This window comes from Acinetobacter sp. 25-47-122, from assembly GCF_056779695.1.
On record NZ_JBWYIJ010000013.1, the window covers coordinates 75,591 to 99,781 of the forward strand.

Consider the following 24,191-nt stretch of genomic DNA (forward strand, 5'->3'; position numbering starts at 1 on the left):
AATTATTGTTGAGCTTTTTCTTTTACATTCGCTGCACCTTCTTCTACAGCTGCCGCAGCATTAGCAGTTGCTTCTTTAGCCGCTTCTGAAGCGTTGTGCGCAGCGTTTTCAGCATGTGCAGCAGCATTATCTGCAGCTTGTGCTGTCGCATCAGCAGCATTGTCGACTGCAGTTGCAGTTGATTGAGCTGCATCTTCAGTCGCATTTTGAATATCTGCACCTGCTTGTTCAGCAGCATTTTCTAAATGTTCACCAGTTGTCGCGCCAGTTTCAGGAGCTTTATCCTTATTACACCCAACCAAAGCAACTGTAGCAGCAAGACCTAAAGCAACAAGAATCTTATTCATTTTATCTTCCTTTTTTAATTCAATGAGTATCCAAGTAGCATGGATCAGAACAATATAAGCAGATTTTAAATAAAGTTTTATTCAAAAATTGTAAAGATAATATTGGCTTATAAAAAAGCCCCGAGAAAGAGTTTTCTCAGGGCTACACTTTAATGTGGTATGTTAAGGCTTAAATTACTGTCCAGAACGAATGATGTAATCAAACGCTGACAGTGATGCTTTCGCGCCTTCACCAGTGGCAATGATGATTTGTTTATAAGGTACTGTTGTACAGTCACCCGCAGCAAATACACCTTTTACATTGGTTTCGTTGCGATCGTTAATCACAATCTCACTACGGTTGGTTAATTCAACTTGGGTTTCTTTTAAGAAATCCGTGTTTGGTAACAAACCGATTTGTACGAAGATCCCCGCCAATTCGACAGTGTGTTCTTCATCCGTCGCACGGTCTTTGTATTTCAGTGCAGTGACTTGTTTGCCATCACCAACGACTTCTGTAGACAACGCATTTTTGATGACAGTCGTGTTAGGTAAGCTGTTCAATTTATCTTGAAGGACTTGGTCAGCACGCAGTTTGGTATCAAACTCAACCAAAGTGACATGCTCAACAATACCTGCAAGGTCAATCGCAGCTTCAACACCAGAGTTACCACCACCGATCACAGCCACACGTTTCCCTTTGAACAATGGACCATCACAGTGTGGGCAGTACGCAACACCACGGGTTTTGTATTCTTGCTCACCGGGTACATTCATTTCTCTCCAACGAGCACCTGTAGACAAGATGACCGTTTTCGATTCAAGTTTTGCACCATTCTCTAAAGTTACTTCAACTAAACCGTTGGCAGTTTCATCCGCACCTTTGATGTCAGACACACGTTGTAAGTTCATGATGTCGACACCGTATTCACGAACATGTGCTTCCATTTCAGCAGCAAACTTAGGACCTTGCGTCTTTTGCACTGATGTAAAGTTTTCAATGTCCATGGTATCCATGACCTGACCACCCATGCGCTCAGCCACGATACCTGTTTTGATGCCTTTACGTGCTGCATAGATTGCAGAGGTATTACCTGCAGGGCCACCACCAATCACAAGTACATCAAATGCATCTTTAGCATTCAGCTTTTCAGCATCTTTCGCTGCAGAATTAGTATCGAGCTTCGCAACAATTTCTTCCAATGTCATACGACCTTGACCAATATGTTCGTTGTCTTGGAACACCATTGGTACAGCCATGATTTTGCGTTCTTCAACTTCGTCTTGGAAGAATGCACCATCAATCATGGTTGCTGTTGTGCCAGGGTTGTAGATTGCGATCAAGTTAAGTGCTTGAACCACATCTGGGCAGTTATGACAGCTTAAAGATACGAATACATCAAAGTCAGATTTGATTTCTAAAGCTTTAATGGATGCCAATACTTCATCAGATACTTTTGGTGCATAACCAGAAGTTTGTAGCAATGCCAAAATCAAAGAAGTGAACTCATGACCCATTGGTAAACCTGCGAAGAAGACACGCGGTTCTTCACCCGCTTTAGCAATACCAAAGCTCGGCGCACGTTTATTTTGACCATCAAAACGAGCTGTGACTAATGGAGAAAGTGCAGCCACTTCTTCCACAAGTTCTTTGATTTTTGCAGATTTGTCTGAATCATTTAAAGTCGCAACCAATTCGATTGGACCTTCAAGGCGTTCTAAAAGCGTTTTTAATTGAGCTGAAGTATTTTGATCTAACATTGCTAACGTCTCCAAAGGAGTAATAATTCATTCGATACAGGTATACTAAGATAATTGATTGAATAGATAAAACAGTTTGTTTTTATAAATTCAATCGGAAAAATAAATTTCATCAAAGTCATTGGTGTAGATGTATGAAAATATTGAGTTAAAACTTGAATTTTCAAGTATAAAAGCAATTTAAATTCAGACATTTACACTAAAATTATTTTAATAGATATGAGCGAGGACGAATTATGACCTTAGAGAGAGGCATTTATAAACACTATAAAGGACAACTTTATCAGGTCCTTCATGTAGCGACTCATAGTGAAACTCAAGAAAAGCTTGTGGTCTATCAATGCCTTTATGGAGATTATTCAATATGGGTAAGGCCATTAGCGATGTTTACGGAAAGTATTTATCTAGAAGATGATGATCGTGAAATTGAACGTTTTAAATTGATTCAAAAATTATGATGATTGTCATAGTAAAGACTTTATCTTTGATTAGTTTATAGAAATCGATTCAATGAGAATATGTCATGAATGCTGAATTTCTAAGTCAAATGCAAAGTTTATATCAGCAGTTAATTCAACATGATGCATATCAAACTGATCGCGATCTGAGATATCGAAATATAAAACCAGAATCTGCCCATTATATTTCGATGCTCATTAAGATCCAGACCTCTAAACGAATTCTTGAAATAGGAACTTCGACAGGATATTTAACATTATGGATGGCGGAGTCGGTTTCGGATCATCAGGGTCGAGTGACTACGGTTGATATAAACTCAAAAAGAATAGCACTTGCGACTCAGTACGCCAAACAATTTAGTTTAGATCACCTTATTGATTTTATCAGCAGTGATGCAATTAATTTATTAATTAATGAAGGCGATGTGTATGACTTAATTATCTTAGATGCGAATCGAAATGCATATCCTGATTATTGGCAATATTTAAAAAAGGTACTACATCCTGAACATGGCGTAATACTTGTAGATAAAGTGATTTCCCACGCCGCTGAAATACAAAGTTTTTTAAAGGATGTTAAAGCTGATCCAGATTTTTGCACGATGACGCTGAATATTGGGTGTGGATTATTGATGATTACGCGGAATTGATGGTGATTGAGAATTTGATGGACTGAACACAAAAAAACCACGCAAAGCGTGGTTTTTTTAGTGCTATCTAATAAATTAGATTTTACCAACTAGATCGATTGAAGGAGCAAGAGTTGCATCGCCTTCTTTCCATTTAGCAGGGCAAACTTCGCCTGGGTGAGCGTGAACGTATTGAGCTGCTTTAACTTTACGAAGAAGTTCTTGAGCATCACGACCGATACCACCAGCGTTGATTTCAACGATTTGGATTTTACCTTCTGGATCGATTACGAAAGTACCGCGGTCAGCAAGACCAGCAGATTCGATTAGAACTTCGAAGTTTTTAGAAAGAGTCCAAGTTGGATCGCCGATTAATGGGTATTGGATTTTACCAATTACGTCAGAAGTGTCGTGCCAAGCTTTGTGAGTGAAGTGAGTGTCAGTAGAAACACCGTAGATTTCCACGCCTAATTTTTGGAATTCAGCGTAGTTGTCAGCAAGGTCACCAAGTTCAGTTGGGCAAACGAAAGTGAAGTCAGCAGGGTAGAAAAATACTACAGACCATTTGCCTTTAAGATCAGCTTCAGTCACGTCTACGAATTGACCGTTGTGGTAAGCTGTAGCTGCGAATGGTTTAACTTCAGTATTAATTAAGCTCATCATTGTCTCCATGATTGAGGTTAGTCTTTAATTTTCAATTAGAGTATCGAACTTTCGTTCTGTGCTGAAATGGTATTTTTACATTACAAAAATCGGAAAAACCGAATTATGTAAATTGATTGCCATTTAAGTTTGTCATCTGTCTTCCTTGTAACACATCAAAATGATGTATTCGTGACAGGATGAGAAAATTTCACATGCCTACCAACATGAAGACACTGAAGTGAAAATTCAAGGGTAAATATTAAAAAAACCATCATTATTTTGGATTTAGTTTTTCAAAAATATAAAAAGCCACATGAAAATTTCAAAAATTGTATGAATTGTCACATAATGCGGCTGACTTGTTTCTATTTCAACATAAGATCATTTTAAGCTTTATATTCTCATTTAATCTAAAAAAATAGTCCGATTCAGATTTGGGATAATCTTTGAAAATGAGTAGAATAAAGCGTTTCGTAATTGGTATAGGGCTAAAACTTGGCAACGATAGGGTTAAATGTAGAACAAATGGTGATGGCACGAGATCTTCATCGTTTAAATCGACTACGCAAAGGAAAAGATGCCAATGAAAAGCAATATCAAGAACTTTTTGAAAAATCAAATTTAAAAGTACAACAGCGTATTCAACGCATTCCTAATATCAAACTTAATCAAGATTTACCTGTTACCCAATATGCAGATAAATTGATTGATGCCATTCAAAAACATCAGGTCATTATCGTTGCGGGTGAAACAGGTTCAGGTAAAACAACTCAGCTTCCTCAGATAGCCATGCTTGCGGGGCGTGGTTTAACAGGGTTAATTGGTCATACCCAGCCACGACGATTAGCTGCGCGCAGTGTATCGCAACGTATTGCAGAAGAGGTGGGTGAAAAACTCGGTGAGTCTATTTCATTTAAAGTAAGGTTTAACGAACAGGGTTCACAGGACTCTATCGTTCGTTTAATGACAGATGGTATTTTGCTGGCTGAATTGGCTCATGATCGTTTCTTAACCAAATATGACACCATTATTATTGATGAAGCACATGAGCGCTCGCTCAATATTGACTTCATCATGGGCTATTTAAAACAGCTCTTGCCACGTCGTAAAGATCTTAAAGTCATCATCACATCTGCAACTTTAGACGTTAATCGTTTTTCAAGTTACTTCAATAACGCACCGATCTTTGAGGTTGAAGGTCGCAGTTTTCCTGTAGAAGTGCGTTATCGTCCGATCTCTGAAATGAGTATTGTAGGGAGTGATGATGATGAGTTTGATGACTTTGAAGAAAACCTACCGCGCGCAGTAGTATCAGCTGTTGAAGAATGTTTTAAAGATGCACAGGAAAAAGGTCATCCTGAACACGCAGATATTTTGATTTTTGCCAGTACGGAACAAGAGATTCGTGAGCTACAGGAAACTTTAATCAAACATGGACCTCGTCATACAGAAGTTCTACCTTTGTATGCGAGACTAGCGTTATCTGAACAACAAAAGATTTTTAATCCTGCAGGTGGTGGACGGCGTATCATTATTGCCACCAACGTTGCGGAAACTGCATTGACCGTTCCAAACATACGTTATGTCATTGATAGTGGCTTTGCACGTATCTCTCGTTATAACTACCGTTCACGTGTTCAGCGTTTACCGATTGAAGCGATTTCTCAAGCAGCAGCCAATCAGCGTAAAGGTCGTTGTGGTCGTATTGCACCGGGTGTGTGTATTCGATTGTATTCAGAAGAAGACTTTTTAAGTCGTCCCGAATTTACTGAACCTGAAATCAAACGTACTAATTTGGCATCTGTTATTTTGCAGATGCAGAGTTTAGGTCTTGGAACACTCGAAGATTTTGACTTTATTGAACCGCCTGATCATCGTCTCGTCAATGATGGTCGTAAACTGCTGATTGAACTCGGGGCGATGACGGAAAAGAGTAATCCTTCTCTTGTGGCTAAAACAGCCTCATCTTTAGATAAAGGTGGACTTCAAGGCAAAGGCGATTCTCTCACCAAAATTGGTCAACAAATGGCAAAAATGCCAATTGATCCAAGACTCGCACGTATGATTTTGGGGGGGGCTCATTTCGGGGCGCTCAATGAAGTATTGATTATCGTGGCTGCGTTAGCTGTTCAGGATCCAAGAGAGCGTCCTGCTGATAAACAAATGCAAGCGGATCAGAAGCATGCCTTGTTTCGTGAAGCCGACTCTGACTTTCTGTTCTATCTCAAATTATGGGATGCGTTGGTTGCAAATCGGGATATGAGTGAAAATAAGCGTCGCACATTTGCACGTAATCATTTCTTGAGTTGGCTACGCTTGAGAGAATGGAAAAAAACACATGAGCAACTGGTTGATCTTGCTCAAGGCTTAAAGCTTTCTTTTAATGAAAAGAAAACCAGTTACGAAAATCTTCACAGAGCTTTACTCACAGGGCTATTGTCATTCATTGCAAATAAAACAGATGAACGCAATGTATTCATGGCAGTGCGTCAACAAAAGGCACGTATATTTCCTGCATCAACCTTACACAAAACCAATACACCATGGGTCATGGCATTTGAGATGGTAGAAACCTCTCAGGTGTATTTACGAACACTGGCAAAAATTGAGCCTGAGTGGATTTTGCTAGCCGCACGTGATTTAGTCAAACATCATTACTTTGAACCGCATTGGTCGAAAAAAGCAGGTGTGGTTAACGCATATGATCAAATTTCACTGTTTGGTTTGATTATTGAGCCTAAGCGTCAAATCAATTATGAAAAGGTCGATCAAACTGCGGCGCATGAAATTTTCCTTCGCGATGCGTTAACGACGGGTCATCTGGGGATTACGCCGCCATTTTTAAAACATAACTTACTTAAACTAGAAGAGGTTGAGCGAGTTGAAGACAAATTGCGACGTCGTGATTTGGTGGTAGACGAAGAGACGATTTATCAGTTTTATGCTGCAAAAGTGCCTGAAGATGTTGCGAGTCGGCGTAGTTTTGAAGATTGGCGTGCAACAGTTGAGCCTCAAAATCCACGTTATTTGTTCATCGATGACGATGCTTTATGGCTTAACGATCGTCCAACCACCCAACAGTTCCCTGATTACTTACGTAATGGCGAACTTCGTTTAGCGGCAAGTTATCGATTTGACCCAAGTCATGATGAAGATGGTGCGACGGTCAAGATTCCACTACAGGCCCTGCCACAAGTAAATGAAAACTTATGGTCATGGGGCATTCCAGGTTGGCGTCTTGATTTGATTGAAGCACTATTAAAAGCTCTTCCAAAAGATAAGCGTCGTGGCTTGGTACCTATACCAGATACAGCGCGCAAACTGATGTCCAAAATAGATGCGCAAGATTTACAAAAGCACATTTTTAGTTTTTTAGCTTTTCAGTTGAGAGGCGAACAGATAACTGAAAAAGATTTTAATGTAGATCGAATTGAACAATATCTTTTACCGCTCATTAAAGTCATCGATGAAAAAGGACGAGTGATTGAGCAAGGTCGCGATTTATCAGAATTAAAAGCACGCTGTCGTACTGAAACGCATAGTCCAGTCAAGCAGTTAAAAGGTGAGTATCAAACTTTCCCTGAGCATTTTGTGTTTGAAGCATCGCAAAAAGTCACAGGTGTCGTCGTCAAACAATATCAAGCACTTGTACCATGCAAGGAATTTTCTAAGCTTGAGCAAAAGGATGAGTCAGGTGTTGTCATTCAAACGTTTAACGATCAGCACGAAGCAATACGCCATCATCGTGCTGGTATTATTCGCCTGATTCATATGCAGCTAGGTGATTTGATTCGACAGCTTAAAAAACAAATTTCTAAACCACTCGCATTAGCCTATTCCCCTTTGGGTGATAAAGCTCAGTTAGAACAAATGTTAGTTTACGCAACATTGCAAATGGCTTTAGAGAAAGAGCCTGTAGATGCGCAAGATTTCCAAATAATTCTGCAGGCTGTCAAGCAGTCTTTCCTAACGCATGGTCAAAAGGTCTTGGCTGCCTTTAATGACATTTATGTACAATGGCAACAAATTCGACGCGAGTTGATGATGATTGATGCCAATGTATTTGGTAAAAATATCGATGATATTGAAGATCAACTTGATCTAATGAGTTTAGCGGATTTTGCTTATAGTAAATCTGTAGATGTGTGGATTGAATTTCCACGCTATCTTAAAGCTTTATTGATCAGGATTGATCGTTTGCCTCATAATCTAAAACGAGATGATGATGCGATTGCTCAAGTCGATCCTTGGATGGATAAATTATTTAAATATAAAAATGATAAGAAATTGAAAGAGTTATATTTTATGGTTGAAGAACTGAGAATCTCATTATTCTCTCAACCGATGAAAACCAAGATGCCAATTTCGCCAAACCGTATTCAAAAAGTATGGGAACGTCTCGGAATCAGTTAATATAGCTTTAATTTGAAATATTGAGTTACTCAAAAAAGGAGTTTTGCATGGGCATTCGTATTACAGGCACTGGCTTATTCCATCCTGAACATGTCATCACCAATGAAGAATTGGTTGAAAGTTTAAATGCTTATGTAGAAAAGTTTAATCAAGAGAATGCTGAAAAAATTGCTGCGGGTGAAATCGAAGCACGCCGTGGTTCAAGTGCAGAATTTATTGAGAAGGCTTCAGGTGTTAAAGCACGCTATGTTGTAGAGAAGGAAGGCGTATTAGATCCTAATCGTTTACGTCCAAACTTAGCAGAACGATCAGATGATGAAATTTCACTTCAAGCTGAGTGGGGTGTGATCGCTTCAAAACAAGCAATGGAAAATGCCGGTGTAACTGCTGAAGACATTGATGTTGTAATATTGGCTTGTTCAAATATGCAACGTGCATATCCTGCGGTTGCTATTGAAATTCAAACTGCATTAGGCATTCAAGGTTATGCTTATGACATGAATGTTGCTTGTTCTGCTGCAACATTTGGCTTAAAACAAGCTTATGATGCGATTAAGTCTGGTGCTCGTCGTGTGCTCTTGGTCAATGTGGAGATCACATCAGGTCATACAGATTATCGTTCACGTGATTGTCATTTCATTTTTGGTGATGTGGCGACAGCTTCAATTATCGAAGATACAGATTCTAAAACTGGATTCGAAATTTTAGATACGCAATTGTTTACGCAATTCTCTAATAACATTCGTAATAATTTTGGCTTCTTGAATCCAAGTGAAACAACTAACGCGGATGATAAACGCTTCCGTCAAGATGGTCGTAAAGTGTTTAAAGAAGTATGCCCATTGGTTGCGAAAATGATTACAAAGCAACTTCAGAAAAACCAAATCGAACCGACGAATGTTAAACGTTTCTGGTTACATCAAGCCAATGCCAGCATGAACGAGTTAATCTTAAAGCTAGTGGTGGGTAAAGCTGTTGCTGAAGCAGATCCAGACTTAGTTCCAATCATTTTAGACGAGTTTGCAAACACTTCTTCAGCTGGGGTCATCATTGCGTTACACCGAACTGCAGATCAAGTGAATGATGGTGAATACGGTGTATTATGTTCATTTGGTGCGGGTTATTCTGTTGGTTCGATACTGGTTCAGAAGCGAGTAGCTTAATTAGATAAAGAGATGTTCAATGGAAAATAAAGCATTGCAAATCCAACACCATTCTAAAATGATCCGATATGGTAGTTTGTTGCAACGTTTTTATTTTAAACCGACCTTTCTTGGTGTTGAACATCTCAATGCTGATCGACCTGCCATGTATGTGGGTAATCATACAATTTATGGCGTATTTGATACGCCAATATTGATTGATTATCTATATACAGAGCACAAAATTAAAATTGTGAGTTTAGGTGATCACATTCATTTCAAAATACCGTATTGGAAAGATATGGTTCATAAAATGGGTGCAATTGAGGGTCTAAGAGAATACGCCAGAGATGCAATGCAACAAGGATACTCTATCCTAGTGTTTCCAGGTGGTGGGCGTGAGGTAGTAAAGCGCAAAGGGGAAGAATATCAACTCATATGGAAAGAGCGCTACGGATTCTTAAAGTTAGCTCAAGAATTTGACTACGACATTGCACCTTTTGTAGCTGTAGGTGGTGATGAAGTATTCGATTTGGCACTTGATGCCAATTATTTGCTTGAAAAAAAGTGGTTTAAAAAGCTTTTAGCTGTTCCTAAAATTGGAAAATTACTCCGTCAAGGTGATGTCTTGCCTTCAATACCCAAAAATATTATTCCTAAAAGAGTCCCATTCTATTTCAAATTTTTACCACGACAATCAATCTCAAATATCAAAACAGAACAGGATTTGATTGAATTCAGAGATCAATTGCAGCAAACGATTTACGAAAATATTGCATCAACGCAGTTGATACGAGATAGACAAGATTAAATCGTAGAAAATTATACTTGTTAATCTAATTATATTGTTGATTATAAAAATATTTTTAAAATAATATAAAAAAAATAAATTAGTACTTTCTATTTTATATCAATTAGGTATATTATTTTAATGTAAATATTCAGTTTACTAAGCCCAAAGATTGTACTCCTCCTTGGGCTTTTTTTTATCTCAGAATAATAATAGTCGTATGAGCGCGATTTTCACTTTTTTAAATTCACACAAAATAAGATTGAAAATCAAAGTTGATTTTTTGGCACAAAATGCAACTATAGTTGGTTTTTGAAAAATTAATAAAAACAGAATGTTATTTATGTTTTTTAGCATGCTATCAAAATAATTCTAATTTTGTAATTGCAAAATGTATGCTTCTACGACTTAGAGGTTCATAAAGAAATTTTGCATAAGTGCTTTTTTTTTGTACATTGAAAACTCAAAAACAAAATAACACAGAGGGATTATGTCACTACAAGGAAAAACACTGTTCATTACAGGTGCAAGCAGAGGTATCGGTCGTGAGATTGCACTTAAAGCTGCAAAAGATGGTGCAAATATTGTGGTTGCTGCAAAAACGAGCACTGAACATTCGAAACTCAGTGGTACGATTCATTCTGTTGCAAAAGAAATAGAAGCAGCTGGTGGGAGAGCATTAGCGATCCAACTTGATGTACGAGATCAAGATGCTGTCGCAGCCGCAATGAAACAGGCTGCTGAACATTTTGGTGGGATAGATGTCCTCATTAATAATGCTGGTGCAATTAATTTGAGTGGGGTTGAAACGCTTGATCCAAATCGTTTTGATCTTATGTATCAAGTTAATACTCGCGCCGTTATGGTCTGTAGTCAAGCTGCCTTGCCTTATTTAAAACAAAGTCAAAATCCACACATTCTTAGTCTCTCTCCACCTTTAAATTTAAAAGAAACGTGGTTTGCGGTTCATTCTCCTTACACCATCAGTAAATACGGCATGAGTATGTTGACCATGGGAATGAATCAAGAATTCGAACGTTATGGAATAAGTGTTAATGCCTTGTGGCCTAGAACCATTATTGCAACTGCAGCGATTGAGTTTTCTCTCGGTGGACGTGAGTTATTTAGCAAGGCTCGGACACCGGCAATCATGGCTGATGCAGCGTATGCAATCTTGACGAGTGAGAAACGTTCGCTCACGGGTCGTATGATGATCGATGAAGAGATATTAAGAGAGAAAGGTGAAACTGATTTCGAAAAATATCGAGTGGAACCATCAGATGAAGAATTGATGGTTGATCTATTTGTTGATCCATAAATGAAAAAGCCCAACATTGTGTTGGGCTTTATTATTTATACTAGATTATCGTAATGCAGTGAGGTTGACATCCTTTCGATACATTTCGATCTGCATGACTTGTTCGGTTAAGAATGCTTTGCGTTGGTCATTGCTCGGATGACTTGCGAATAAGGTTGATTGATCTTTATTCATTTTACGTTTGTTGAGATTAGCTTCGAATTTATCCCAAAATGACAGTGCTGCATTGTGATTGTAGCCCGCTCTCACCATCAAATCTAAACCAATCAAATCAGCTTCTTCTTCTAGATGACGGTGATGAGACATATTGGTTTGATTGCCTGATAAACCACTTGCAAGCCCGATGGCAGCCCCAGTTCCCATGGTTGCACCCATTAGACCTAAATTCATTGCTGCGAAACGAGAAGCCTTTTCACGACTATGATTACGGATAATATGTGCCATTTCATGCGCAATTATGGTGGCTAACTCGTCATCTGATAAGTTTTCAAACATATATACAGCCGAATTAACTACAATTTGCCCACTTTGAAAGGATTGGGCATTCGGTTTGCTGCTGAGCACACCGTTAATTCGCCATTGAATTGGTTGACGACCTTCACGTAAATATTGATTAGCATGTGGGATTAAACGTGCCAAAATTTGATTTAAGCGTGGATCTTCAAGATATAAAGACTTAGTTTTCGCTTTCTTTTCAAATTTATTATAGCTACGGTTTGCAATTTTATTCCAAGCTGATTCCGGAATAATCATGAGTTGTTTGCGTTCGGAAGCTACAGTGCCTAATGATGTGGTTGAAACACAGCCAGTCGAGATTAATGCAATTGAACTTATAATACCAAACGCGAAGGATTTCATAATTACACCTTAATGATGGGATATTATTTGAGATCTAGCTTGATTTTTAATAGCTAGATTTCGTGTTTAATTATTGTTCAATATTTAGATTAATTAAACAAACATTATTTTAATTATTAATTTGAACGAATTAATATCATGGTGGTTATAATGAGATTTGAGTCACAATAATATTTTTTTATTTGTTATTTTATTATTTAGATAAATTATTTTATTTATATGTATTTTGTATTTTATTATATTTTTATTATATTATTTGTGATTAGATTAATATTTATTAAAATTAATAGTATATATAAATCAGTAATTTATTTTTTATTATTGTTTTTTTAAATATTTAAGTGTGATTTTGTTTTTGAATTTAATTTAATATGAGAATAAATTCTCACTATTTTAGTTGAATATTGATAAATAACTCATAACGAAATATTTTGGAATTTCATTCAAGGTTATTAAAAATTAATTCTTATATTGTGAAGTTTTTCTTACATGTTGATTTGGTGTATTGTGTGATTTAATTCACACATATTATCGTTGGGTATTTTAATTAAATTTGGGGGGCTAATTATATGATTTCTTTAACCACGAATTTTTTTGATCACAGTGTTATAAGGCCTGTTTGATTTTTGATAAGGTCTGAGCATCATTAATATGCGCATGCTGCTTATCCTAGCCAATCGATACAACAGAACACTTTAAAATAAATTCATCTAAACTTATTTTGTATTCAGTCAATATGAGTGTATTAATTTGCTCAACTTTAAGGGTGTTTAACCTGAACTTGAGTTTTCAGTACTCGTCATTCAATCGCATCGTATTTTGAAAGAATGATTAATCTTGATGTTGAGTACTCGGTGAATCAAATGAGGGTTTCTTTGGTGGTTCGAGTCAAGTCTCAATCACAAACGCTGTGCCAAGGTGATCAACAGAAATATTTAAAGAATTCCAACGGAATAATGAGATTTTTTGCGATATAAAGTTCATGTTAGGGCGAGTACAAATGTATGAGCGATCTCGAGTGACGATTGGCGTTGAAGCGGCATTTGCTTTATCACGCTTTCTTAATTCATTCTTTGAACTTTGAATGACTAGACAGGAACTGATACAGTCAATATGAATAAGTGGTTTAAGGGTAGTTTATTGCTTGGTTCTTTGGTGAGTAGTTTTGCATTTGCAGATTTTCTACCACCAGATCAAGCATTTCAATTTGAGGCAGTATCAGTCAGTCATCATCAAGCTGAACTAAAATGGAAGATCGCAGATGGTTACTATCTCTATCATGATCAAATCAAAGTTTCAGACATTCAAGGTCCTGTAAAGTTATCTCTACCACGCCCAAAAGAGAAAGATGATCCAAACTTTGGTATGACCCAAGTGCATTATCAGGATGTAATCAGCAATATTCCAGTCAAACCAAATCAAGAATTAAAGATTCAATGGCAAGGATGTGCTGAAAGTGGTTTATGTTATCCGATTCAAAGAACAACGATAACAACTGACAGCACAGGTTTATTCCCAGCGCAGCAAACTACACAAGCTAAGAAAGTTTTAAATCTCAAAGAAATTTCAGCGGCATCTAATGGAGTTGTAAATACTCGAGATGCACAAGAAAATGCTTCACCAAAAACAGAAACACAACTCATTTCAAAGGATAATAATACAGTCGCAGATCGTAAAAATTTTAACGCTACTGCGCTTGAGCTAGATAAAACCGAATTTCGGGAAAATAATTTAATCAGTGAGGATCAATCCACGCTAGATGCAAATTTATCTAAAGAAAATCAGAATAGGCCAGCGAACTTTTCGAGTGTATGGAACAACGATCAATTTTTTTTAAATTTGCTCTCTCAACAAAGTGTATGGCTTAATTTATTGGTGTTTTTAGGACTTGGAATATTGTTGGCATTCTTGCCTTGTTCATTGCCCTTAATTCCGATTTTATCAGGCATTCTTGTGCAAAATCACAGAGGTTATCGTGCCGCGGTAATAGCTTTTATTTTTGTCACAGGGATGGCTATCGTTTATGCGTTAATGGGATTCGTTGTTTCTCAACTGGGCTATAGTTTTCAGCGTTGGTTTCAAAGTCCGATCTTCATTAGTATTTTTAGTCTCCTGTTTATTATTTTTGCCCTTAATCTTTTTGGTGTATTTCAAATCTCTTTACCTCAAGGAATGTTACAACGCTTAGATCTTTGGCAACAAAAACAAAAAGGTGGAACATTGATCGGTGCAGGACTCATGGGGATGATTTCTGCACTGATAGTTGGACCCTGCATGAGTGCTCCGTTGGCTGGAGCATTGATATTTGTCTCACAGTTGAACCAACCTTTATTAGGGGCCACTTATCTTTTTGTTTTGGGCATTGGGATTGGTTTGCCGCTTTTTATTGCGGCAGTTTTCGGGACGCATTTTTTACCTAAACCTGGGGTATGGATGGATCGACTCAAGGTCTGTTTTGGTTTCGTGATGTTGCTTGTGGCCATTTATTTTGTACGGCCACTTATTCCAACCAGTATTTATCAAATTCTGATGGGTCTTTTACTTCTTAGATTCGCTGTATATTTACTCTGGAAAATGCGACCTTATGTCGAAAAAATAGTGGTTAAAAGCATCATCATATTACTCAGTCTTGGCATGATGTTTTTAGGAGTGAATTATGTGCAGCAAGGGTATACGCACTCGCTTGTAACGAAGGCCGAAACATTACATACATGGCATAAAGTCAACTCTGCCGCGCAGCTTTCAAATGTTTTGGAAGCAAATCAAGGTAAAGCCGTAGTAATTGATGTTTACGCAGATTGGTGTGTTGCATGTCAACCGATAGAAAAAGAGGTACTTCCGCGTGAAGATGTTCAAGCCAAACTCAATGAGTTGGTTTTAATTAAATTAGATCTCACTCATTTTGAACCAAGCCAAGATGAACTGTTAAAAAAATGGCAAATTTTAGGTCCGCCAACATTTATTTTTTTAAATACGCAACATGATGAAATACGTGATCTGCGTTTGACTGGCACTTTTACTGCAACACAGTTATTAAATCGATTGCTGGAACAATCTGTCGGGATGGTTCAGTAATGATTTCATTTGATGGGATTCAACTTGGATCACTCATGTTTCCATGGGTTTTATTGATTCTATTCAGTGGGATACTGTTCATCAGTATCCTGATCAATGTTTTAGGTTATCACTATAAATGGACAGATACCCAAGTCAAAATCAGTAAAGATTCAGTGTGGACAAGCATCATTATTGGAGCAGTTGCCGCTAGAGTCATCTTTGTTATGTTCTATTGGGAGATTTATATTGAAAATCCTTTAGATATACTCAAAATCCAAGATAAAGGATTTAACTTATGGAGTGGATTATTCTTCGGTGGGCTAAGCTATATCATTCTCAATCGAAGCTTACGAACAAAAATGAAAATCATTTTAGTTGGGGTGTTTTTATTATGGGTAGCGATTGGCGTAATGATAAAAACTCAATACAAGGTTGAAAGTTTTTATCCTGATCTAAGTTTTCAGATACTCCCAACTGATCATAGTGAAAATAAGAATGAAGGGTATTTCACAGATTTTTTGGGACAGCCTACAGTCGTTAATTTGTGGGCGAGTTGGTGCCCGCCATGTCATAGAGAGATGCCAATACTTTTTCAAGCACAAAAGGCTCATCCCAATATTCATTTTGTGATGCTCAATCAAGGTGAAGATATCACAACGGTTCAAAACTATTTACAAAAACACAGCTTCAACTTTAAAAATGTCAGACTTGATGTAAATGGTGAAATGCCCAAGCAGATCAATAGTTTTGGCTTGCCAACTACATTGTTTTACGATGAAAAAGGTAAATTGGTGGATAGACATATGGGTGAGTTAAGCGCTGCAAAATTGCAAGAATATTTAATTAAAATGACAGCTGAGTAGAGCTAAAGGTTATGAAAGATATAAATAAATTAATATTGTTGTCTAGCGTATTTTTAATAAGTAGCGTTAGTTATGCGGATTTAAAAAAGCAGATTTCAGCAGAGGGCTTTGAGTTTGTAAAAGAAATTCCAGCACCAGCAGGTATGAGAGGATGGGTAGGGCATATGAACCAACATCCAGGCACGGTTTTTATTTCTAATGATCAGAAATATTACATTATGGGTGATTTATATAATGCTCAAGGTGAAAATATTTCTATTGAAGCATTAAATACACATGTCAAAGACGCCGTATTAGATGATGTATGGAAGAGCATTGAAAAGTCGACTTGGATTCAAGATGGTGAAAATACAGCAGCACGCGTTGTTTATGTATTTTCAGATCCTAACTGCCCATATTGCCATCAATTTTGGGAAGCTGCACGACCATGGGTAAACTCGGGAAAAGTTCAACTTCGACATATACAAGTTGGTGTGATTCGAGAAGAAAGTCGAGGGCAAATTGCCACCATACTTAACTCAAGTGATCCTGCTAAAGTATTTAATGACTACAATAAAAAGAAAGGTAAAGAGCGATTAGTTGTTACGCAAAATATATCAAAATCTTTACATGAAAAAATCGACTATAACGAGTCACTCATGGATAAATATGGATTTTTTTCCACGCCCGCTATGGTATGGAAAAATCAACAAGGAGAGTTCAAGTCTATGCAAGGAATGGCAAAAGACTTGCAAGAAGTTTTTGAAAAATAGAATTTTTTGGTCTTTAGTACTCTTGAATACAAAACTTTAAAATTTAATACATGGTCATTTGTATGGAGAATATGATCGTATTTGAGTCTCATATCCACAACTGAAAGAATTGCAAGATTATGAAGTAGGATCGCAATATAAGCTATAAAGCGTTTGCATAATGGTGAGGACTTTAGGATCACTCACTTGATAAAAAATTTGTTTACCTTCACGACGAGTCACCACCATTTCAGCTTTACGTAATACGGTTAACTGTTGTGAAAGCGTGGGTTGAAAAATTTGAGTTCGATTCTCAATTTCCTGAACGTTCAATTCACCATCTGCTAAAATACAAAGTATCTTTAAGCGATCAGGATTCGACAGGACTTTAAGTCGATCGCTGACTTGATCAACTTGTGAAAAATCCATTTGATTGAATTCAACATCAGACGGCATTGGATGTTCCTTTGAAACAGAAGGATGCGTATGTTAAAGCATCTTGATTATTTTTCAAAATTATATAATATAAAAAAATATATTGTAAATAAGTAAATTGTTATGCATGATTTTGTGATTGCTTTTTTAGGTGGAGCACTACTCGGTTTATCTGTGGTTGGATACTTATATGTGAATGGTCTAATAGCAGGGATTAGTGGTTTAATCGGTCAAGTACTAAATCCGCATACAGTTTTCAAAACACCAGCATTGTGGTTTTTACTGGGTCTCATCATCACACCCTTTATCTATGGTATTTGGGTTCAGCCTGAAATTGAACTCGAAGCAAGTCCATTCATGATGATCGTGGCAGGTATTTTAGTTGGATTTGGAACACGTTTAGGTTCTGGCTGTACAAGTGGGCATGGCATTTGTGGTTTAAGTAGATTGTCCAAAAGATCTATTGTGGCAACACTGAGCTTTATGGTGACAGGCTTTATAACGGTTTATTTAATTCGGCATGTCACAGGAGCATTCTAAATGAAAAACCTTTTTGCTTTTTTGTTTGGCTCACTTTTTTCCGTGGGGCTCATGTTATCTGGAATGTCGAACCCTGAAAAAGTTCTTAATTTTCTTGATTTATTTGGGGAGTGGGATGCAAGTTTGGCATTTGTCATGATGGGTGCCATTGTCGTGGCATTCATACCCTTTCAGATCGTAACCAGAAGTGAAAGACCTTTAACTCTATTCAATGAGACGATTGATTTACCAAAGAACAATCAGCTTGATAACAAGCTCATCATAGGTGCTAGCTTGTTTGGTATAGGATGGGGCATCGCAGGCATCTGTCCAGCACCAGGATTAACATTGATTGGTTTAGGGCATTATCAATCACTCTATTTTGTGATTGCGATGTTGATAGGAGTTTTGATTCACCGTAAATGGATGGGCGCATAATTATGAAACTAGTGATGAAAGACGCCACTCAAGATCACATCAAGCCGCTAATTAAAGATTTTTTTGATCAAAATACCAATACATTTAGTTATGTCGTGGCTGATCCTGTGACATTAAGTTGTGCCATTATCGATAGTGTTTTAGATTTTGATGCTGCTTCTGCGACAACAACGACGGAACATGCTGACCAGATTATTCAATACATACATGAACAGCATTACAAGGTTGAGTGGATTTTAGAAACACATGTGCATGCTGATCATTTGACCGCTGCGCAATATTTAAAATCAAAGCTGGGTGGCAAAATTGCCATGAGTCATCATATTGGAATTGTACAAGAAACATTTGGCTCAATTTATCAATTGGATATTAAAGCAATAAACGCACAGCAACCATTCGATTATTTATTTAAAGATCATGAGTGTTTCAGAATTGGAGAAATTGAAGCCTACAACATTCCAACGCCTGGTCATACACCTGCTTGTCTTAGTTATGTGATAGGTGATGCAGTTTTCGTGGGTGATACTATATTTATGCCAGACTATGGTACAGCACGATGTGATTTTCCACGGGGCAGTGCAGCAGAATTATTTGATTCAGTTCAGAAGCTTTATCAACTGCCTGATCATATGCGTGTATATCTATGTCACGATTATTTACCAGAAAATCGACATCAATATATGTGTCAAACGGATATAAGAACGCAAAAAGAATCGAATATACACATTCGAATTGATTCAAAAAAGATTGATTTTGTGGAAATGCGCAATAGCCGTGACGCGACATTGGGGATGCCAAAGCTCATTTTACCAGCCATTCAAATTAATATAAACGGTGGCAAATTTCCGTCCACTGAACACAATGGAGTATCTTATTTGAAAATTCCTTTAAATTTTTTCAAATCATAAAATTTAGCTACTTTAATTTTTATAAATATTATAAATACATGTTATGTATAAAATTGAAAAAGGCTTTAAAAACAAGTTCAATAGGCGTATAGTTAAGTATGAAAGTTGATCAGCCTAGTCGGTTATTAACTTGATTTTTTCTATGTTTCTAAACACTCTTTATCGAAAAGAGTTGAGAGGAAATTTTGTTTAGATCTAGTGGACTCATCATTGCATTTGCAACGGTGTTATTACAACTAGCGGTTTATTTACAACCGATCTTACCGGAGAAATTTCATATCGCTCCGGTATGTATGTCTATTATGCATAATTTACTTTCTCCAGAACGCCATCAGCATGTTCATGAGACTTATCACGATCTCGTCCACCATTTGAGTGAACACGAACATCATCACGACCATAATCAAATTACTCACCAATGCCAATATTGCACTGTGTATGGTGACCTCGTCTTACCATTTGATTTTGGTGTAAAAGAAATTTTTGATCGCTTACAAGTTAAGCTGAGTTTCTACCGCAATTCTTTTTGGCACGTCTATTTTTCTCTACAGAAGCTCTATCTTCTGCCTCAAGGCCGAGCGCCACCTTTTGGACTCTAATTGATTTAAACCTTGGATCATTTTGATCTTAATCAATTTATGTAGAGTTCAATATTATGAAAAAAATCTTTAAACAGTCTGTAGCCAACAGACGGTATTCACTCATCCTCAAAAAAGTGAATTTAAAATCGCGTGTTATCGGAGTGATACATGACATCTACAATGTAATTGTGACTGTAGTTTTAAACTCAGTGAAGAACAACATTCACCACAAAATTCAACGATAAGGTGACGTCATGGATCTAGGACTAACAGCGCTCGAATTGGCGCGTATACAATTTGCATTCACTGTTTCATTTCACATTATCTTTCCAGCAATTTCGATTGGATTGGCAAGTTTTTTGGCTGTGCTCGAATGGCGTTGGCTTAAAACGAATGATCCTGTTTATCGAGATCTGTTTAAATTTTGGATCAAAATATTTGCACTATCATTTGGTATGGGTGTCGTTTCAGGCGTAGTGATGAGCTATCAGTTTGGAACCAACTGGAGTGAATTTTCACGTATAGCTGGTAGTGTCACTGGACCATTGCTGACATATGAAGTGCTCAGTGCATTTTTCTTAGAAGCTGGTTTCCTCGGTATCATGTTGTTTGGCTGGGGGCGAGTTGGACCAAAGACGCATTTTTTTGCAACCTTAATGGTGGCAATTGGAACATGTATATCCATGTTTTGGATTCTGTCATCTAATAGCTGGATGCAATCACCTCAAGGCTTTGCATTTGAAAATGGAATAATCGTTCCTCAAGATTGGTTCGCGATTGTCTTTAACCCATCCTTTCCTTATCGATTAGCGCATATGGCACTGGCCGCTTTCTTGGTTTCAGGCTTATTGGTTGCAGCTACTGCTGCATGGCATCTACTCAAAGGACGTCGTGATGCGTTAGTTAAAAAGTCATTCTCGATGGCAATGTGGATGATCCTTGCTTTAGCTCCACTACAGATGTTCGTGGGTGATTTACATGGATTGAATACCTTAGAACATCAGCCTGCTAAATTAGCTGCAATCGAAGGTCATTGGGAAACCAATAAAGATCATGGTATGCCGTTGTATCTATTTGGTATTCCAGATATGGAAGCTGAAGAAACTAAATATGCGATTGGTATTCCAAATCTGGGTAGCCTGATCATGACACATACCCTTGATGGTGAGGTTAAAGGCTTAAAAGAATTCGCACCTGAGGATCGACCTAATTCAACCATCGTTTTTTGGAGTTTCCGAATCATGGTGGGTATGGGCATGCTCATGATCTTACTGGCTGTATTTGGTCTATGGCTACGTAAGACAGGCAACTTCTATGATTCTAAATGGTTGCACAAGTTTGCTTTGTGGATGGGGCCTTCAGGTTTTATTGCATTATTGGCAGGCTGGTTTACTACAGAGGTGGGACGTCAACCTTGGATTATCTATGGCGTAATGCGTACGAAAGATGCGTTATCTCCTGTCTCTGCTGAACAGGTTGGGCTGACGCTGATTATTTTTGTTGTGGTGTACTGCATCGTATTTGGTATCGGTATCTTTTATATGTTGAAAATGATGGTGAAAGGACCAGAATTTATTTATTCAACACCACATTCAGATGGCGAAGTGATCCGAGCGTCTAAACGCCCGATGAGTACCATTGATAATGAACAACAACTTGAAGCATCAAACAAGGTGAATGATCAGGAGAATTTGAAATGATTGATTTATCATTGATTTGGATTGTGATCATCGCACTAGGTGTGTTGATTTATGTCGTTCTTGATGGTTTTGATTTGGGAATTGGTATTTTATTTCCATTTGTGAAAGATCGCCAAGAGCGTGATGTCATGATGAATACTGTAGCACCCGTATGGGATGGCAATGAGACTTGGATGGTACTTGGTGGAGCTGGTTTATTTGCCGCTTTTCCACTGGTCTATTCGACTGTATTGTCCGCATTATATATGCCCATCACCTTAATGGTGATCGCGCTTATATTTCGTGGAGTCGCTTTTGAGTTTCGTTTTAAGGCTAATCGGACTAAAGCACTTTGGGACCAAGCATTTATTTGGGGTTCAATTTTAGCTTCATTTTTACAAGGTGTGATTTTAGGCGCTTATATTCAAGGAATTCAGACCACTAATGGTGTGTTCACGGGTGGTGGTCTGGATTGGCTCACTCCATTTTCACTCTTTACAGGTTTAGGCGTTGTTGCTTTATACGCGACACTCGGTTGCGGATGGTTAATCTTTAAAACGGATGAGCGTGTCCAAGATCATATGTACCGTCTGATGCCTAAGCTTATGATCGCGTTATTTCTAATATTTGGCGCTGTCAGTATTTATACCCCCCTTGTACATGACGATATTGCACAGCGCTGGTTTAGCCAACCACAAATGTGGTATTTCAGCCCCGTACCAATACTGGTATTGATTTTTACTTTCCTTGCGCTCAGAGCTTGTAAACGTCGTCAGGAATTTGCACCTTTCATCTATACATTGGCTTTGGTATTTCTTGCGTATACGGGCTTCTTAATTAGTTTATGGCCGAATATCATTCCGCCAAGTGTAACGATTTGGCAAGCTGCTGCACCTCAAAGTAGTCAATTATTTGCTCTCATTGGTGCACTCATTCTAATCCCAATTATATTGTTTTATACCGCTTTATCTTATTGGGTATTTAGAGACAAGGTCCGTGTTGGTGACGAAGGTTATCACTGAGGAGAATGATAATGAAACTGAATCAAGCAGGGTGGTTTATTGTTTTATGGCTCGGTGGTTTTTTAAGTCTATTATTGATTGCTGGTCTATTTCGATTGCTCATCCAGTGGGCGTATTAATCTAAATCTTTAGACATCAACAATTAACCCATCATCTAGGTGATGGGTTTTTAATTTAAACACTATACTCACGACTAATCGATGTTGATCATAATTGAGTAATATAAACTAAGATATAGGCATAATTAAGCGGATTTTAGCTTCTAAAATAACGCTTCAAAAATTTACTTAAACAATTGATTTAAGATAAAATTAGAAGAATCATCTGAATCTTTGAGAATGATGAGTGAAATCGTTTCAATCACTTATGACATAACTATCGCCGTTTTAAGGAATCACGAGACTGATATTTAATTGTCGTTGTTCATGGTCTAATTACTGTGAAAAAAAAAGCCAGACTGGTGGAGCAATCTGGCAAAGCGTCAAGATGAGTCACCCGTGACAAGTGATGTTTCCTGAGTTCAGGTTTGAGTTGTTCCGAACTTAAGCCTGAATAAATTCAGCCACAGCCTGGTTAAACGCTTGTGGTTGTTCAACATTCGAAATGTGCGAAGCATTAATCTCAACATGTTGACTACCCGCAATCGCGGCTTGCATAAACTGACCATCTGCCACAGTGGTCACAGGGTCTTGCTGACCTGCAATAATCAATACAGGAATCGAAATCTGTTTGAGTTGTTCACGCACATCCGCCTTAGCCAAAGCTTCACAGCAGCTTGCATAACCTTCAGGGCTGCCAGCTCCTAAGTCGTTTGAAAGTTTTTCAATCACTGCTGGGTTGCTTTGGATAAAGGGATCTGTAAACCAACGACCTGCAGCCGTTGATGCAATCGGTGCTAAACCTTGTTCACGAACCAATACGGCACGATCATTCCAAGCATTTTCATTGCCAATTTTAGCGGCGGTATTACACACAATCACATGACTAAAGCGTTGAGGATGATTGATTGCTAACCATTGACCTGTCAAACCACCCATCGAAATACCACAGAATGCAGCTTTTTCAACATTTAAATGGTCGAGTAAATTCACCACATCTTGACCAAGTTGATCAATGGTATATGGACCTTGAGGCGCGTCTGATGCACCATGACCACGCGTGTCATAACAAATCACATAATGAGAAGCTTTAAAAAACTCAATTTGTGATTGCCACATGCTGAAATTTGTCCCTAAAGAGTTAGAGAAAACAAGAGCAGGCTTGCTTGAATCACCAAAAGTTTGATAATTGATTTGCGCATCATTTGAAGAAAAAGTAGGCATAGAATCCCTCCCGACCTCCCTTGATAAAAGGGAGGGGGTTTTTAATAGTTAAACACGTTCAATAATTAAAGCGATGCCTTGACCCACACCGATACACATAGAGCACAATGCATATTTGCCACCAGTTGCTTCTAGTTGATTCAGTGCAGTCGTCACCAAACGCGCACCTGATGCACCCAATGGATGACCCAGTGCAATTGCACCGCCATTTGGGTTTACACGTGCATCATCGTCGGCTAAACCTAGGTCACGTGTACACGCCAATGCTTGTGCTGCAAACGCTTCGTTCAGCTCAA

Annotated in this window: 22 protein-coding genes and 1 pseudogene; 16 read left to right on the forward strand and 7 right to left on the reverse strand. The window is 37.9% G+C overall.

The features are described from left to right. Positions 1 to 2 precede the first annotated feature (2 nt). Entirely contained in the window at positions 3 to 347 is a 345-nt protein-coding gene (locus AC1M9P_RS12560; RefSeq protein ID WP_035265393.1) for a hypothetical protein, read from the reverse strand. Positions 348 to 521: 174 nt separating this feature from the next. Continuing rightward, on the reverse strand, positions 522 to 2,087 hold the full coding sequence (gene ahpF, locus AC1M9P_RS12565; protein WP_481587811.1) for an alkyl hydroperoxide reductase subunit F: 1,566 nt from the start codon (positions 2,085 to 2,087) through the stop codon (positions 522 to 524). 236 nt (positions 2,088 to 2,323) lie between these two features. Here ahpF and AC1M9P_RS12570 point away from each other — a divergent pair, with 236 nt between their 5' ends. Then, the gene (locus tag AC1M9P_RS12570; RefSeq protein WP_035270203.1) at positions 2,324 to 2,545 is read left to right on the forward strand and encodes a DUF1653 domain-containing protein; all 222 of its coding nucleotides are present in this window, start codon (positions 2,324 to 2,326) and stop codon (positions 2,543 to 2,545) included. 65 nt (positions 2,546 to 2,610) lie between these two features. Beyond that, the gene (locus AC1M9P_RS12575) at positions 2,611 to 3,195 is read left to right on the forward strand and encodes an O-methyltransferase (RefSeq protein WP_035270194.1); all 585 of its coding nucleotides are present in this window, start codon (positions 2,611 to 2,613) and stop codon (positions 3,193 to 3,195) included. A gap of 75 nt (positions 3,196 to 3,270) precedes the next feature. On the opposite strand, the gene ahpC is transcribed toward AC1M9P_RS12575, so the two are convergent. Beyond that, a complete protein-coding gene (gene ahpC / locus AC1M9P_RS12580; RefSeq protein ID WP_035270191.1) occupies positions 3,271 to 3,834 on the reverse strand; it encodes an alkyl hydroperoxide reductase subunit C in 564 nt (187 codons plus the stop codon). A 510-nt stretch (positions 3,835 to 4,344) separates the two neighbouring features. Here ahpC and hrpA point away from each other — a divergent pair. The 4 genes from hrpA to AC1M9P_RS12600 all read left to right on the forward strand — a co-directional run bounded on the left by hrpA (position 4,345) and on the right by AC1M9P_RS12600 (position 11,482). Next, complete coding sequence (gene hrpA, locus AC1M9P_RS12585) at positions 4,345 to 8,232, forward strand: ATP-dependent RNA helicase HrpA (protein WP_481587824.1); 3,888 nt, start codon at positions 4,345 to 4,347, stop codon at positions 8,230 to 8,232. A 47-nt stretch (positions 8,233 to 8,279) separates the two neighbouring features. Beyond that, on the forward strand, positions 8,280 to 9,395 hold the full coding sequence (locus AC1M9P_RS12590) for a beta-ketoacyl-ACP synthase III (RefSeq protein WP_481587812.1): 1,116 nt from the start codon (positions 8,280 to 8,282) through the stop codon (positions 9,393 to 9,395). 19 nt (positions 9,396 to 9,414) lie between these two features. Next, the gene (locus AC1M9P_RS12595) at positions 9,415 to 10,185 is read left to right on the forward strand and encodes a lysophospholipid acyltransferase family protein (protein WP_092768833.1); all 771 of its coding nucleotides are present in this window, start codon (positions 9,415 to 9,417) and stop codon (positions 10,183 to 10,185) included. 469 nt (positions 10,186 to 10,654) lie between these two features. Beyond that, entirely contained in the window at positions 10,655 to 11,482 is an 828-nt protein-coding gene (locus AC1M9P_RS12600) for an SDR family oxidoreductase (RefSeq protein ID WP_481587813.1), read from the forward strand. A 45-nt stretch (positions 11,483 to 11,527) separates the two neighbouring features. Here AC1M9P_RS12600 and AC1M9P_RS12605 read toward each other — a convergent pair whose 3' ends face one another. After that, positions 11,528 to 12,340, reverse strand: a complete 813-nt coding sequence (locus AC1M9P_RS12605; RefSeq protein WP_481587814.1) for a M48 family metallopeptidase — start codon at positions 12,338 to 12,340, stop codon at positions 11,528 to 11,530. Between the two features lie 1,113 nt (positions 12,341 to 13,453). Between AC1M9P_RS12605 and dsbD the strand changes: the two genes are divergently transcribed. Genes dsbD through dsbG form a run of 3 tightly spaced genes read left to right on the forward strand, consistent with a single transcriptional unit; the run spans position 13,454 to position 17,012 of the window. Next, positions 13,454 to 15,415 (forward strand): protein-disulfide reductase DsbD, encoded by a 1,962-nt coding sequence (gene dsbD / locus AC1M9P_RS12610; protein ID WP_481587815.1) that lies wholly within the window; start codon positions 13,454 to 13,456, stop codon positions 15,413 to 15,415. Continuing rightward, positions 15,415 to 16,260 (forward strand): prolipoprotein diacylglyceryl transferase family protein, encoded by an 846-nt coding sequence (locus AC1M9P_RS12615; RefSeq protein WP_481587816.1) that lies wholly within the window; start codon positions 15,415 to 15,417, stop codon positions 16,258 to 16,260. Before dsbD ends, AC1M9P_RS12615 begins: the two co-directional genes overlap by 1 nt. 20 nt (positions 16,261 to 16,280) lie before the next feature. After that, the gene (dsbG, locus tag AC1M9P_RS12620) at positions 16,281 to 17,012 is read left to right on the forward strand and encodes a thiol:disulfide interchange protein DsbG (protein WP_481587825.1); all 732 of its coding nucleotides are present in this window, start codon (positions 16,281 to 16,283) and stop codon (positions 17,010 to 17,012) included. 117 nt (positions 17,013 to 17,129) lie between these two features. Here dsbG and AC1M9P_RS12625 read toward each other — a convergent pair whose 3' ends face one another. Next, positions 17,130 to 17,447: a metalloregulator ArsR/SmtB family transcription factor gene (locus tag AC1M9P_RS12625; protein ID WP_481587817.1), complete on the reverse strand. Its 318-nt coding sequence runs from the start codon at positions 17,445 to 17,447 to the stop codon at positions 17,130 to 17,132. A gap of 102 nt (positions 17,448 to 17,549) precedes the next feature. Here AC1M9P_RS12625 and AC1M9P_RS12630 point away from each other — a divergent pair, with 102 nt between their 5' ends. The 7 genes from AC1M9P_RS12630 (at position 17,550) to AC1M9P_RS12660 (ending at position 22,692) form a co-directional block, all read left to right on the forward strand. Then, positions 17,550 to 17,966 (forward strand): YeeE/YedE family protein, encoded by a 417-nt coding sequence (locus AC1M9P_RS12630; protein WP_481587818.1) that lies wholly within the window; start codon positions 17,550 to 17,552, stop codon positions 17,964 to 17,966. Further along, a complete protein-coding gene (locus AC1M9P_RS12635) occupies positions 17,967 to 18,383 on the forward strand; it encodes a DUF6691 family protein (RefSeq protein WP_481587819.1) in 417 nt (138 codons plus the stop codon). A gap of 14 nt (positions 18,384 to 18,397) precedes the next feature. Continuing rightward, entirely contained in the window at positions 18,398 to 19,291 is an 894-nt protein-coding gene (locus AC1M9P_RS12640; protein WP_481587826.1) for an MBL fold metallo-hydrolase, read from the forward strand. Positions 19,292 to 19,473: 182 nt separating this feature from the next. Further along, positions 19,474 to 19,890, forward strand: coding sequence for a DUF2946 domain-containing protein (locus AC1M9P_RS12645; RefSeq protein WP_481587827.1), 417 nt, complete (start codon positions 19,474 to 19,476; stop codon positions 19,888 to 19,890). A 236-nt stretch (positions 19,891 to 20,126) separates the two neighbouring features. Beyond that, on the forward strand, positions 20,127 to 21,572 hold the full coding sequence (locus AC1M9P_RS12650; RefSeq protein WP_481587820.1) for a cytochrome ubiquinol oxidase subunit I: 1,446 nt from the start codon (positions 20,127 to 20,129) through the stop codon (positions 21,570 to 21,572). Beyond that, entirely contained in the window at positions 21,569 to 22,573 is a 1,005-nt protein-coding gene (gene cydB / locus AC1M9P_RS12655) for a cytochrome d ubiquinol oxidase subunit II (protein ID WP_035269972.1), read from the forward strand. The genes AC1M9P_RS12650 and cydB overlap by 4 nt, the downstream gene beginning before the upstream one ends. A gap of 11 nt (positions 22,574 to 22,584) precedes the next feature. Continuing rightward, on the forward strand, positions 22,585 to 22,692 hold the full coding sequence (locus AC1M9P_RS12660) for a DUF2474 family protein (RefSeq protein ID WP_155757002.1): 108 nt from the start codon (positions 22,585 to 22,587) through the stop codon (positions 22,690 to 22,692). Between the two features lie 423 nt (positions 22,693 to 23,115). On the opposite strand, the gene pcaD is transcribed toward AC1M9P_RS12660, so the two are convergent. Both pcaD and AC1M9P_RS12670 read right to left on the reverse strand, forming a co-directional pair. Next, positions 23,116 to 23,895 (reverse strand): 3-oxoadipate enol-lactonase, encoded by a 780-nt coding sequence (gene pcaD / locus AC1M9P_RS12665; protein ID WP_481587821.1) that lies wholly within the window; start codon positions 23,893 to 23,895, stop codon positions 23,116 to 23,118. Between the two features lie 48 nt (positions 23,896 to 23,943). Beyond that, positions 23,944 to 24,191, reverse strand: a pseudogene (locus tag AC1M9P_RS12670) (acetyl-CoA C-acyltransferase); the annotation flags it as partial.